Source organism: Pseudoalteromonas sp. J2K-J599, from assembly GCF_059295115.2.
In genome coordinates this window covers 1,039,024-1,052,553 of the sequence record NZ_CM200271.1, presented here as the reverse complement: position 1 = coordinate 1,052,553, position 13,530 = coordinate 1,039,024, and the positions used below count along the sequence as shown (strand labels likewise).

Below are 13,530 nucleotides of genomic sequence, written 5' to 3'. Positions count from 1 at the left end.
CATGGCTATAGCTTACTATTTGAATCAAAGAATAATACACACAAAAAACCGCTAAGTTTAAACTTAGCGGTTTTTTATTAAATCTATAATATTTTTAACTCAGCTATTAATTTGATTGCCTAACAACGCCTGGCATATTCTCTAATTGAGCTTGAACATAACTACTGGTGTTATTAAGGCTCGCCACTAGTAAATCCATCGCATTATATTGAGCATATAGTCGAGACGATAGCGACTCCATTTTACTGGCAAGATCCAAGCGATCATCATCTAAATTATCTAGCTGATTCGTTTTACTATCAATCCGGTTTTGTATAATGCCGTCAGAGTCTGTATAAAAGCTCATTAGCTCATCAAACGACTGTGCGAAGCCATTATCGTCATCGCCTACAAAAAACTGCTGCACTAAATTTACATTAGCGTCTATTTGCTCATCCAATGTTTCAGTATTTAGGGTTAAAACACCGTAGCGGTCTGTTTCAACACCTAATTGCGAAAGCGATAACGAGTTACCATCGCCTAAATCAACTGATTCAGTTATTTCACTACGCAGCTTGGACATAACACCACGAAGTAGTGAGTCACCAGCCATAACACCTGCACCATCAGCACCTGATGCACCTAAATTATTACTAAGCGTTAGAAGCTCATTGTAACTAGCAATAAACCCATTTAAACCTGTTTTAATATTGTTGTTGTTTTCGGTAACTGATATGTCGCTTAAGTCGTCGTCAAGATCATGCAATTTTTTAGCTGTTATATCCACGCCATCAATCACGTTACTAAATTCATTAGTATTGCTTGATATCGTCAACGTGCCATCAATCGTTATTTGTGCATTTTGAGCAGCATTAACTTGTGTTAAATTAGTTGTGTGATTAGCAGGGTCTGCGTCTGATACATCATAAGCTAACCGAGATAGGCCACCTGTATCAGTATTATTACCGTCCTCGTCTTGTACGGTAATTGTTATAGCGTTGTCTTCACCGGTTTCTTTACTTGTAAGCACTAAATGCTGACCTGTATCGCTAGTTACTATGGTCGCTACAACCGAATCATTGCTATCACTGCCAGTAAAAGGACCGTTATTAATCTGGTCTCGTAAATCTTCTAACGTGTTTGTAGCCGATAAAACTGTAGAAAAACTATTTGCACCAGAGCCAATTGTAATTACGCCAGCACCAATTGCTTCGTCTGCTGCAAATGCAGGGGAAGATAATTTGTGAGCTTGTGCTAATGCGTCTACTTTTACGTTGTAACTGCCTGGCTGAGCGTCTTTATCTGAACTAATAGATATAAAATCGTCATTGCCAGATGCTGTTCGCTTTTGGTAGTTATCAGTATCGCCCAATGCTTCCATTGATGTTTGTACTTTTTCAAGGGCAGACTTTAATGCGCCAACGGCCGAAATATCCGTCGTTAACTTACTTTCTGTAGTATTTAAACGAGCTTCAGCAGGTGCTTGTTCAGCATTAACTAGTGCATCAACAATATCTGACACTGCTAACCCAGAACCTAAGCCATTAAATGTAATAGACATACTTCACCTCTTAAATACTCAAAAATAAACTAGCTTAGTATTAGTAATTCAAACTCAAACTACCGACTAAACTGTTTGATCAATTAAAATACCTGCCGACTCTGACAACTTGGAAACCAAACTTAATACTTCCTCAGAAGGATATTGTTTAATGACCTCACCACTGTTTTTATCAAGCACTTTAATTACATCACGTCCTGAATCTTCATCAACCTTAAATTGCAAGCTGCGGTTCATTTCGCCCATAAAGTCCTGCAATTGTTGCGCCATTTGTTCTAGCTGTTCGCGCTCTAACGGTTGAGCTTTTTCATCTTGGTCATTATTTTTATATTGACTTTGCTGTAGCTTTTGTTGATTTTGTGCATCCATCTGCTTTACATCATCTACCGCTCGCTCAGTTAAAGAGCGAGCGGCTTGCCCTACTTGCTTATCATCACCAGCAACGGAAGCCGGTAATGTTGTAATTTCTGCATTGGAATTAATTGTATTCATAACAGATTCCTATTTGTACTTAATTAAACCAACAATAGCTTAGTTTATATTCTTAAACCACAAAAGGAGGTAGCTAAAGCCACCTCCTTTTTTTAAATACTAATACTGACTTTATGTATTAGTTAGCTAACCATTAAGCTATAACTTATTAACCTAATAAGCTAAGTGCTGTTTGTGGTAACTGGTTCGCTTGCGATAAGATTGACGTACCTGCTTGTTGCAAAATTTGGTTTTTCGTCATTTGCGCTGTTTCTGTAGCAAAGTCAGTATCTTGAATACGGCTACGTGACGCAGATACGTTTTCAGAAATATTAGATAAGTTACTAATCGTAAAATCAAAACGATTTTGAACAGCACCCAAATCAGCTCGTTGCGAATCAATTTGAGCTAATGCACCATCAATAACATCTAAAGCACTTTGTGAACCGTCTTGAGACGTAATATCTAAATCTGATACTTTAGTAAGTTTAGAAACAGCATCAGCCCCTAAATCAGCATCTAATGCTGTAACTACACTGAAACTACTATTTGAAGAAAGCTTTATACTTCCCGCAACAGTCGTACTATCGCTAGTCGCCCCCTGACCATCTAAAGAAATAGCTGCTGTTTGAGTAGTACCGTCTTGCGCAATACCTTTAACACTTAAGTCTGACGTTGTTGAAGTAAAATCAGATATGTTAATATCAGCACCAGTTTCATCCGTTAAAATTAACGCACCATCTTTTACCTCAGCTGTAACTCCAGTATTAGTGTTTTCTTCATTTATAGCTGAAGCTAAATCAGTTAAATCATTTGCATCCGCAATTGTTGCTGAAACTTGAGTCCCATTTAAATCAAATGATACAGAACCCGCAACATCTAGAGAAATTTCAGCTTGAGATCTTGCGTCTGCAGTAACGCCCGTTTCCCCAGATAGTTCATTAATTGAGTTAGCCAGAGTACTTGCTTCAGTTCCTGCAGTGATTACATCAAGTTTTTCACCATTAATGAAAAGTGCATCAGAAGCTGAACCTGCTAGACCATTTGCAGATGTATTATCATCTGCAGCAGCTGAAGCTCGACCTAAACCAACTGCCGCTCCAATTCCCCCAGCTAAAGTTGAATTAAATGAACCAATATCGCTTGCTCCAATGCTTTTAAGTGATACGTTTATAGTTTCATTTGCATTAGAACCAACTTGAAATGACTTGGAGCCAAATGAGCCATCAAGAAGTTGTTGGCCACCAAATGATGTCGTTTCTGAAATACGTGTAAGTTCAGTTTTTAGTGCTGTCACTTCTTTTTGAAGAGCATCACGGTCTGTATCTGAGTTTGAACCATTCGCCGATTGAAGAGCTAGCTCACGCATACGTTGCAAGATATTGGTAGACTCGCTCATCGCACCTTCAGCAGTTTGCGCCATTGAAATGCCATCGTTGGCGTTACGTTGTGCTACAGCTAGACCATTTACTTGTGATGTTAAACGGTTTGAAATTTGTAGGCCTGCCGCATCATCTTTTGCGCTATTGATACGCATACCTGATGATAAACGTTCCATAGAAGTTGCTAAGTCAGAACCTGATTGAGATAGGTTACGTTGAGCATTTAGTGAAGATACATTTGTATTTACTGAAATCATAATAAAACTCCTGATTACTTTCGTAATGTTGCTATTTTAATTTAACCAAGAGCTGTCACAAATGTATGCTCAGCTCCGTACTGATTAAGTTAACGGCAGAAGATAAATTATCTTTAGAAGTATTTTAGAAATAAATTGGTTTATTTACTTAAAAAAAGCTAACCGATTGTTTTAAAAGATTAGTTATTTTAAATGAGTTTAAAATACAGTTTGAATATTATGCTTTAGATGATTTAAATAACCTAAAACGAAAAACGCACTTCTAACTCAAGTGCGTTTACATATAAAGTTAGTAGTAAACGAAATAACTAGCCACCTAATAAACTAATTGCAGCTTGTGGAATTTGATTTGCTTGAGAAAGTATTGACGTACCTGCCTGCTGCAATATTTGGTTTTTAGTCATTTGTGCTGTTTCAGTCGCAAAATCAGTATCTTGAATACGACTTCGTGAAGCAGAAACATTTTCTTCAACATTAGCTAAATTACTAATAGTAAAGCTAAAGCGATTTTGTATGGCACCTAAATCGGCTCTTTGAGAATCTATTTGTGATAGAGCTTTATCAATAACCGCCAGAGCATTTTGAGAGCCATCTTGGGTTTCAATATTAAGAGATGATACATTATTTAGAATAGAAACTGCATCAGCGCCTAAATCGGCATCAGTACCTGTCACTGCACTAAAACTATTTTCTGAAGATAATTTTATACTTCCCGCCACAGTTGTGCTATCAGCTGCTGTTCCTGGTCCATCTAATGTAATTGGAGTTGTTTGGGTGGTGCCATCTTGAGAAATACCTGCAACTGTCATATCTGCAGATGCGGCTGAAAAATCAGCAATTTCAATATCTTTACCACTTTCATCTGTTAATATTAATTTGCCGTCTTTACTTGAAGCAGTAACCCCGGTGTTAGTCGTTTCAGCATTTATAGCGGATGCTAAATCAGTTAAATCTGCGTTATCTGCTACTGATGCAGAAATTTGTGTACCATTTAATTGAAATGTAACAGAGTCTGCTGCTGTTAACTTTATTTCAGCCTGAGATCGAGCATCGGCTGTAACGCCGGTAGTACCTGTAAGCTCGTTAATTGAAGTTTCAATTGTGTTTGCTTGAGCATTAACCCCAATGTTTGCAGGTAAAGCAGTTCCATTAACGCTCAGTGCCCCACCAGCAACACCATTTAAAGATAAAGTAGCAGTATCAGCTGCAGTTGATGCACGACCTAAACCAAGAGCAGTTGCTTCATCACCTGATAAAGTAGCTTCAAAAGCTCCAATACTATCAGCAGCCATATTTCTCAATGTTAAATCAATTGTCTCATTTGCATTGGCTCCTACTTGGAATGATTTCGATCCAAAAGAACCATCTAATAACTGCTGTCCACCAAAACTTGTTGTCTCCGCAATTCTTGTAAGCTCAGTTTTTAATGCAGTTACTTCCTTTTGAAGTGCGTCACGATCGCTATCTGAATTCGAGCCATTTGCTGATTGCAAAGCGAGTTCACGCATACGCTGTAATATGTTGGTTGACTCAGCCATTGCACCTTCAGCTGTTTGCGCCATTGAAATACCATCATTAGCATTTCGCTGAGCAACGGCTAGGCCATTAATTTGTGACGTCAATCTGTTTGAAATTTGTAGACCTGCAGCATCATCTTTTGCGCTATTAATACGCATGCCCGATGATAAACGCTCCATCGAAGTTGCTAGGCCTTCGCCAGATTTTGTTAAGTTACGTTGTGCGTTTAGTGACGACACATTAGTATTTACTGTTAATGCCATTTTACCATCTCCTAGGTTTAAACAGAGTGTGGTTCAACACGATTTAACAGGAACCACTGTTCGATAATTTCTTATAATAAGAAAAGCATTTACTGTGCCAACTTTAATTTATTTTTAAGCAGTTGTTTTTACTTGTAAATTAATGATTGTTTGAATTATAAATAAAGAGTGAAGTTGTTTAGGAAGGGGTGACATTTTTTTGCCGCGGTTTTGTAGCCAATTTTTGCCGCAAAGTATTGCCGCTTTAAAGTAGGTAAAGCGGCAAGGTATTTCTGCTTATAATCTGCTTATAAGTAATCGAATAACGAGAGGTTAGTTAAACGGCCAAAAGTGGCTTGCGATGCTTGCAGTGCCGTTTCTTGTTTGGTTAGTTCGCTAATAGCTTCTGCCATATCAACTTCAACTAAGTTAGAGCGATTACTTTTATTTTGAATATCGAGTGCTAAGTTTGAATCGCTTACTCTTTCAAGCGCGTTCATACGTCCGCCTAAACTTGATTGGGTAAATACCACTTGCTCACTGGCGTTTTGTAATTGCACTAGGCCATCAGCAAGCACTTGCTGAAAGTCATCACCTTCAAGTGTGCCATCGTTAAGGCCGGTAATAAGTGCTTGCAGTGTATTGAGTACGTTTTCTTTGCCTGGCTTTTCAAGGCTAAAATCGAGTTGACCTGGTGCTGTGCCTTCAAATTCAATTTTCATACCGGCAAAATCGATAGGCTCATCAGTAACTTCACCTGTTACTGCGGGGGTTAGTGCAGCGCCATCTCGGTATATTTCGTAGGTTTGTGGATCTGTTGCTGTAGCACCTGGGCTTACTAATACACTATATGTATTTGCAGTTGCTAGAGCTGTTGGGTCTGCGTTGTAATTTGCTTGATGAAATTTGTCAAACTCAGCTTGGCCGTCAACATATACACTTGCCGCTGTAATAGAGCCTGAAACACTTGCCGTGTTAGATTCTACATTTAATCGCGCGTTAGTTTTTTCAAACGTATCAAAGCCGTTATCACTCGCCTTAATTGATACACCTTCAGCTATAGTTATTTGGTGCTGGCCTTGGTCGCCATTATAGGTGTACTCACCCGCTACAGAATCAAACTGATACGGCTGCGTGCTGTCTTGGTATCCTGAAAATATAAATTTACCGTCTTCTGATCGGGTGTTCATTAAGTTAGCTAACGTTTGTTGAATGCCACTAAGTTCTGATGCAATCGATTTTAAATCGTCTTTGGTGTAAACACCATTACCAGCCTGAATAGTGAGCTCTTGCGCTTGTTGTATATTACTATTTATGCTTTGTAATACGCTTTCTTCAGTTTCTAGGCGGCCATTTAGCTGATCGATATTTTTAGTGTATTGCTCATTAGTTTGTATTTTATTTGAATACAGCATAGCTTGCGAAATAGCAGCTGGCGCTTCTGAGGTAGATAAATACTTTTGCCTAGTATTTACTCGCTCTTGAGCATTTGCAACACCTTGTTGGTTGTCGAGTATTTTATTTATGTTGTTTTGGTACATTAGATTATTTGATAAACGCATAATTACCTCGCCGCATTTAATAAGGTGTCAAAAATTTCTTGAGCTGCTGCTAAAACTTGTGCTGATGCTGAATATGATTGTTGAAAACGCAGTAAATTTGCGGCCTCTTCATCTAGGTTTACTCCAGATAACGACTCGTACCATGCCTCAGATTGCTGTGCTAGAGCGTCAAATGCAGCCCCACTTGTGATCGCTTGGCCAGTTATAACACCTATATCACTCACTAATCCTGAATAAGCTTGGTTAAAGGTTTTATGGTTGTCGGCCGTTGCTGTTGTTTCTACATTTAAACGGACTAACTCACCATTTTGTAAATCAGCTAATTTTAAACCATTACGGTTATCATCAAAGCCGCCTTCGTTAAACTCAAGTGTAAAGGTGTCGCCTGTTGCTGGTGTACCTTCTATATCAAAATCGAATCCGTAGGTATCAAATGGAGCACCCGCTTGCGATAACATTCCTTTTGCAGGAGGCGTAATAGTAAAAGTACTCGTTCCGCTATTATCAGTAATTTGATATTCGTTAGCATTACCTGTTTTAACAAGCGTTATTTCACCGTTTGTTAAGCTTGGTGTTGAAGTAAATCCACCGGAGGTAACACTTGTTACTTCTCCCGCTGAAATAGTAGCGGTGCCTATATTATTTAAATCGTTAGCAGTACGGATTGGCGATGCTAGTGCTAAATCTTCTGCGCGCCCTGTTGCAAGTGTAATACTTGAAGCAGCATCTGAATTAAGCTTTATTTGAAACTGATCGCCTTCAACACCTGCCCCAGATACATTTACTTGAAGACCAAATGATTCGCCTGAGGTTATAGTCGATGAATCAATAACACCTGTCGATATATCAGCAAGTGAAGGCTGCCCTAACGGATCGCCTTTGTTATCTATAGGCTGAATACTTACTTCATTAGCATTAGCTGTATAAGTAATAATAAAGTCACTGGCAGGGAGTTCACTGCCCTTACCTGGCTCTACCGTTGCAGTCATACCGGCTGTACCTGTGTTAGCTTGATACGCATAAGCGCCAACGGTAGGAATATTAAAAATATTACCCCCTAGCTGACCTGTTGCATCCATACCCAATTTGTTTTGTTCGTTAAATGCATCAGCTATCGCTAAGCCCATTTGGCCAATTTGGTTTTGCGCAGGGACTAATATGTCATCTCTAAAAGCAAGTAAGCCGCCAATTTTTCCTTTAAGCTTACTTACATCAACTTCAAGCGGCACTGCTTTGCCACCATTAACGTCAAGCGTGAATTCTTTAAAGTTAGGATCAGGATCCCCTGTCATCGAAAATAAGTTAAATGCGCCATTTTGCATAACCACTGCTTCGCCTGTGCCCATAAAAACGAGTTTTTCGCCATTTGGACCATCAAGCGTTTCTATGTCTATTAGCTCTGATAAGTCGCGTATTGCTTTATCGCGTTCGTTATAGGTAGAGCTCGCATCTGCGGCGTTATTAGTGCCATTAACTGCTGCAATATTTTGATTTAGCGTACTAATACTTTGAATGAGTGAGTTTGCTTCATCTGAAAAAATTTCGAGCTGCTCGTTTACTATACTTTTTTGATCAAGCACGATGCCCGAAAGCCTATCCATTTGATCAATTAAACTTTGCGCATCTGTCATTACTAATGAGCGAGCAACAGTAGACGACGGCTGATTTAGTGCTTCTTGTACATTATTAAATAAAGAGTTAATACCCGTTGATAGATTATTCGACTCTTCAGAAAAAATAGTATCAACTCGATTAGCCTCAGTAATAAACTGATCGAAAAACGATTTATTAGAGGTGTCACGATTTAGCTGTGACTGAGCAAACTCGTTTAATAATCGGTATGTTTCGCCTCGCCCTACTTGGTTATCAACCATAGTAGTAAACTCTGTACGCTCGCGCACATAGCCTTCGGTATTGACATTGGCGATATTTTTACTTGTCGTTTGCAGTAGCTCCGAGCTTGCTCTAACCCCAGAACTGGCAATGTTTAATAAATTAAACGACATGTTACTCTACTCCTTGGCGGATCACGTTTGCCGCATTGTCTTTTAGCTGACTGCTATTGAGCACTTTTTTTATTTTGCTGGCATAATTTGGATCGGTTGCATAACCTGCTTTTTGTAATGAATCTAAAAAGTCATTTGGTTTTGCTGTATTTTGTAATGCTTCTTTGTAGCGTGGGTTTTGCGTTAAAAAATCAACGAAGTCGTTCACGCTATCTTTAATTGAATCGTAGGCTCTAAAGCTGGCTTGTTTTTTAACGGGTGTACCTTGCTCAAACTCAAGCGTTACTTTGCTTGCTTTGTCGCCTTCCCAACTTTTATCTGACTTAATATTAAATAAGTTGTTTGAGCTGCCACCGTCACTTTTATTAATAATGTGTTTACCCCAACCGGTTTCAAGTGCCGCTTGTGCAACCATTACAGCTGGGTTTAAACCAATTTTTTGCGCTGCAGTTTTAGCGTGTTCCCACACTGAACTTACAAACTCTTCTGCATTTTTAAATGTTGGGCTATCGGTTTTAGACCCTGCAGTATCGACTTTAGGCTCAGCAATATCGGCTTTAGTGTTATTAACGATAAGATCGGATTGCTTATTTTTTTGCTCATGAGGAAGAGCAGATCCCACTTGTGTATCGCTAAAGATATCGTTGGTTGTTCTAAGCACCGAGCCTGGCATAAAGTTTTTAGACTCAGGCGATAACTGCTGAACAATTAAATCGGCAAGGCCTAACGAGCCATTTGAAGAAAGCTCTGTTGAAAGTTGCTGGTCGTGCATTTCTTCAAAAAACTTTACGCCACTTGAATTAAATGGGCTGTCTTTGTCTTCAAATGCTTCGTTGGCTTTGCGCATTCCTTTGAGCAGCATTTGCGTAAAAATAGCTTCAAATTGTGCGGCCGCTTTTTTGAGCGCAGCTTTAGAGGCATCAGTTGATGCATCGCCACTGGTTAAGGCTTCTTTACGAAGTGAATCTAAGTTGCCTAAATCAAAAAAGTTTTGTTTATCGAGGTGATTAGTTTCCATCGGCTTTTTGACACAAAATGAATAATGCAGTTAAAAATGCAAAAATTGAGCCACTACCGATAAAACAAGGAAGATAAAAATAATAAACTTAAGTTGCTGTAAATAAAAAGCCCTATATCTTGTTTCAAAAATATAGGGCTTAAGTAATACGTTATTTATTGGCTTGAGTTATTTATATAACAACTAACTGTCCGTTAATTGCGCCGGCTTCTTTTAGTGCTTCTAAAATAGCCATTAGATCACCAGGCGCTGCGCCTACTTCGTTAATTGCGCGAACTAAATCGTCAAGGCTTACACCTGGATTAAATACAAAGGCGCGCGAGTCATCTTGATTTACATCAATAATGCTCTGCTGCGTGACAACAGTATCACCGTTTGCTAGCGGGTTTGGTTGTGACACGTTTTGTTGTTCTGCAATTGTTACTGTTAAGCCACCGTGAGTTATAGCGGCAGGCTGAAGCTTAACGTTTTTACCAATGACAATTGTACCAGTGCGCGAGTTAACTATAATTTTAGCGGCCATATCAGCTGGCTTAAATTCTAAGTTTTCGAGTGTCGATAAGTACGATACACGTTGGGATGCATCGCGTGGAGCTATAACACGAATAGAAACAGAATCAATTGCCTGTGCGCTATTTGGGCCAACTAAGTCATTAATTGTTTTTTCTAGGCGTTTTGCCGTTGTAAAGTCTGGGCGGTTTAAATTAAAAGTAATGTAATCGCCTTGCATAAATGGGCTTTCCACGGCGCGCTCAACTGTAGCGCCATTTGGTATACGACCAACTGTAGGGGTGTTAATTACAACTCTACTACCATCAAGGCCTTGTGCGCCTAAGCCACCGACAATTAAACTACCTTGTGCAATTGCGTACACGTTACCGTCTACACCTTTTAAAAAAGTTTGTAGTAAAGTACCGCCACGTAAGCTGCCTGCACTACCAATAGAAGAAACCGTAATATCGATTGCTTGCCCAGGCTTTCTAAATGCAGGTAGTTCTGCATGCACCGCCACAGCGGCAACATTTTTAATTTTAGGACTTTGAGTTGAAGGTAGCGTAATACCAAAGCTGTTCAACATGCCTCTAAAACTTTGTTGTGTGTATGAGTTTTGCTCGCCAGTGCCCGGTAAACCAACCACTAAGCCATAACCAACTAGCTGGTTAGAGCGTACGCCTTCAACCATAGACACATCTTTTATGCGCTCAGCACTGGCAGTAAAATGCCAACCTAATAACACAACTAAACATAAAGCTTTAAGGCTATTCATGTTGTTACCCTCTAAAATGGAAACAGCGAACTGCTAAAGAAACGTGTAAGCCAACCAGGACTTTGCGCTTCTTGCGTTTGCCCTTTACCTGAGTATTGAATACGTGCATTAGCAATACGGTTTGATTCCACCGTATTATCGGCACTTACGTCTTGAGGGCGTACGAGCCCTTCTAAACGAATAAACTCTTCGCCGGTATTAAGCGTTAGCCATTTTTCACCGCGTATAACTAAATTACCGTTAGGTAAAACGCGCATTACATTAACCGAAATATCGCCCACTAAGCTGTTTGACTGGTTTGACTTTGAATCGCCTGTAAACGACGAATCGCTGCCAATACCAAACTGAATGCTATCGCCACCTATATTGACAGGTAGGCCACCTAAGCCAATCACTGGGTCTAAGCTTGCGTCAGTTTCTTTGTCTGTTTCTGTTTTAGCGGCTTTTGTTGCTTGAGTAGACTCTTGCAACTTAACCGTGATTATATCGCCAGTACGTAGCGCTTTTTTATCAGAATATAAGTCGTTTGATGTATGAGTATTAAACAATGAACCTGTGGCTACCAGCGGCTCTAAAATAGGCTCGGGGTACATAGGAGCGTAGTAAGGGTCGTCCTGCACTACTTCACTATTTTGCGTAGACATACAGCCACTTAAAAATAATGTGCCCGCTGCAAATAAAATAATATTACGCATAATTCCCCCTACTCTATTAAAGCTGTTGATTGATGTAACTCATCATTTCGTCAACGGCCGAAATTACTTTTGAGTTCATTTCGTAAATACGCTGAGTTTCAATTAGGTTTACGAGCTCTTCAGTTACATTTACGTTTGAAGTTTCAAGTGAGCCTTGAATAATGCTCCCTAACCCTTCAACACCCGGGTTACCTTGTACCGGTGCACCACTTACAGCGGTTTCGGTATAAAGGTTTTGACCAATTGGCTCAAGGCCTGATGGATTAATAAAGTCACTAATTGTTAGCTGACCAATTACAACGTTATCGGCTTGCCCTGCAACACGTACAGATACTTCGCCGTCTTGCGAAACCGTAATTGATTGCGCGTCATCAGGTACATTCATTTCTGGCTGAATAACGTAACCAGCGCCCGATGTAACAATTCGTCCATCGCCATCGGTAGTAAACTGACCATTGCGCGAGTAAGCAATATTGCCATCTGGTTGCAGTACTTCAAAAAAGCCTTCACCAGAAATCATCCAATCTAGTGAGTTTTCGGTGGTCAACATGTTGCCTTGCGTAAACTCTTTTTGGTTAGCTACAACTTTAGCACCCGCACCTAACATTAAACCCGACGGCATTTCGGTATCTTGCGATGAACGACCACCTGGTTGATTAATATTTTGATAAAGTAAATCTTCAAATATAGCGCGGCTTTTTTTGTAACCTACGGTACTCGCATTCGCTAAGTTATTTGAAATAACCGATATATCGGTTTGTTGAGCGTCTAGCCCAGTTTTACTGATCCACAATGCTGGATTCATAATCGTGTCCTCACTTTAAAGTTAAACTATGCGTAATAACTGATCTTGACGCTCGTCAATTTCTTCAGCTGTTTTCATTAATTTCACTTGTAATTCAAATTGGCGCTGGTGGCTTATCATGTCGACCATTTCGTGAACAGGATTCACATTCGACATTTCAAGCGAACCACTTAAAACTTTTACATTGGCAGAGGTATCTACTGTTACATTTGCTTTTGGTCTAAATAAACCATCGTTACCTTTTTCGAGCTGTGAGCTATTTGCTTCTACCACTCTAAGCGTATCTATTTCTTCTAAAAAGTTAGCGGGAGCGCCTTGTGGTCGTACTTGAATAGCGCCATCTTGACTAAACCCTATTTTTTCGACTGGGACGGGTAAAATAACAGGTCCCCCTTCGCCAATAACTTGACGACCGTGGCTGGTTACGAGCATGCCTTGAGCAGTAACGTTTAACGTACCCACTTTTGTGTAAGCTTCATTACCGGAGGCATCTTGCACAGCAAGCCATGCGTTATCGCTCATCGCGATATCTAAGTCGCGCCCGGTTTGAACAATGCCACCCGATACCATGTTAGAACCCGGACGCTCTTGCATTGAAAATACACGGGTAGGCAAACCTTCGCCAAACGCTTGCATAGAACGCGCCTGCGCAAAGTCGGCTTTAAATCCTGTTGTATTTGCATTCGCCAAATTATTGGCTTTAAGCGCAAGCCCTTGTAGGCTTTGCTTAGCGCCAGAGGCCGCAATGTAGACCATTTTGTCCATAG

General features: G+C 40.0%; 11 protein-coding genes and 1 pseudogene. All 12 read right to left on the bottom strand.

The genetic code is table 11. The features are described from left to right. Positions 1 to 106: 106 nt before the first annotated feature. The 12 genes and pseudogenes from fliD to AC5NT5_RS04705 all read right to left on the bottom strand — a co-directional run bounded on the left by fliD (position 107) and on the right by AC5NT5_RS04705 (position 13,528). Positions 107 to 1,540 (bottom strand): flagellar filament capping protein FliD, encoded by a 1,434-nt coding sequence (gene fliD, locus AC5NT5_RS04760; RefSeq protein ID WP_494513463.1) that lies wholly within the window; start codon positions 1,538 to 1,540, stop codon positions 107 to 109. Positions 1,541 to 1,606: 66 nt separating this feature from the next. After that, a complete protein-coding gene (locus AC5NT5_RS04755; protein WP_494513462.1) occupies positions 1,607 to 2,032 on the bottom strand; it encodes a flagellar protein FlaG in 426 nt (141 codons plus the stop codon). A gap of 148 nt (positions 2,033 to 2,180) precedes the next feature. After that, the gene (locus AC5NT5_RS04750; RefSeq protein ID WP_494513500.1) at positions 2,181 to 2,435 is read right to left on the bottom strand and encodes a flagellin; all 255 of its coding nucleotides are present in this window, start codon (positions 2,433 to 2,435) and stop codon (positions 2,181 to 2,183) included. An 807-nt stretch (positions 2,436 to 3,242) separates the two neighbouring features. After that, positions 3,243 to 3,650: pseudogene (locus tag AC5NT5_RS04745) on the bottom strand (flagellin N-terminal helical domain-containing protein); the annotation flags it as partial. Positions 3,651 to 3,958: 308 nt separating this feature from the next. Further along, positions 3,959 to 5,431: a flagellin gene (locus AC5NT5_RS04740; RefSeq protein WP_494513461.1), complete on the bottom strand. Its 1,473-nt coding sequence runs from the start codon at positions 5,429 to 5,431 to the stop codon at positions 3,959 to 3,961. Between the two features lie 287 nt (positions 5,432 to 5,718). Continuing rightward, positions 5,719 to 6,972, bottom strand: a complete 1,254-nt coding sequence (gene flgL, locus AC5NT5_RS04735) for a flagellar hook-associated protein FlgL (protein ID WP_494513460.1) — start codon at positions 6,970 to 6,972, stop codon at positions 5,719 to 5,721. A gap of 2 nt (positions 6,973 to 6,974) precedes the next feature. Beyond that, complete coding sequence (gene flgK, locus AC5NT5_RS04730) at positions 6,975 to 8,978, bottom strand: flagellar hook-associated protein FlgK (RefSeq protein ID WP_342875976.1); 2,004 nt, start codon at positions 8,976 to 8,978, stop codon at positions 6,975 to 6,977. Position 8,979: 1 nt separating this feature from the next. Further along, positions 8,980 to 9,996, bottom strand: a complete 1,017-nt coding sequence (flgJ, locus tag AC5NT5_RS04725) for a flagellar assembly peptidoglycan hydrolase FlgJ (protein ID WP_494513459.1) — start codon at positions 9,994 to 9,996, stop codon at positions 8,980 to 8,982. Between the two features lie 172 nt (positions 9,997 to 10,168). Continuing rightward, positions 10,169 to 11,263, bottom strand: coding sequence for a flagellar basal body P-ring protein FlgI (locus AC5NT5_RS04720; protein ID WP_024599231.1), 1,095 nt, complete (start codon positions 11,261 to 11,263; stop codon positions 10,169 to 10,171). 11 nt (positions 11,264 to 11,274) lie between these two features. Continuing rightward, positions 11,275 to 11,958 carry a flagellar basal body L-ring protein FlgH gene (gene flgH / locus AC5NT5_RS04715; RefSeq protein ID WP_002959418.1) on the bottom strand — a complete coding sequence of 228 codons (684 nt, stop codon included), beginning with the start codon at positions 11,956 to 11,958 and terminating at the stop codon, positions 11,275 to 11,277. A 16-nt stretch (positions 11,959 to 11,974) separates the two neighbouring features. Further along, positions 11,975 to 12,763, bottom strand: a complete 789-nt coding sequence (gene flgG, locus AC5NT5_RS04710; protein WP_002959420.1) for a flagellar basal-body rod protein FlgG — start codon at positions 12,761 to 12,763, stop codon at positions 11,975 to 11,977. A gap of 21 nt (positions 12,764 to 12,784) precedes the next feature. Next, on the bottom strand, positions 12,785 to 13,528 hold the full coding sequence (locus AC5NT5_RS04705; protein ID WP_007581863.1) for a flagellar basal-body rod protein FlgF: 744 nt from the start codon (positions 13,526 to 13,528) through the stop codon (positions 12,785 to 12,787). Positions 13,529 to 13,530 lie beyond the last annotated feature (2 nt).